The sequence below is a fragment of the Oleiphilus sp. HI0123 genome (assembly GCF_001635315.1).
Genome location: NZ_LWGE01000540.1, coordinates 1 through 270, shown reverse-complemented (window position 1 = coordinate 270; position 270 = coordinate 1). Strand labels below are relative to the sequence as shown.

The following is a 270-nucleotide window of genomic DNA, read 5'->3' as shown; positions in this document are numbered from 1 at the left end:
CGCGGCGGAAGAAGGGAATTCAGGGTATAGGGATCTAAAAGCTGGGAAAGGGATTTTTTATGTGGAGTATACCGAGAGTGCGAATCGTAGTTGGGAAACGATTCATGGCTTTGCACTAAAGCGCTGTGCTGAAATAGCAAAAGAAAATGGTTACAAATATTTCGACGTCTTGTCTAAAGATGAAAAAGAAGTCTATCTTGAAAGCGATATAGATCAGATAAATGTGGCAAGTCTGGGAGGGGGAGCTCCTGGCAGTTGGAATATACCGGT

Annotated in this window: 1 protein-coding gene; it reads left to right on the top strand. The window is 43.3% G+C overall.

The genetic code is table 11. The annotated features are described in order from the left end of the window. Positions 1-61 precede the first annotated feature (61 nt). Positions 62-270 (top strand): hypothetical protein (locus A3761_RS04995; RefSeq protein ID WP_156491613.1); only part of this gene is annotated, 209 nt, incomplete at its 3' end.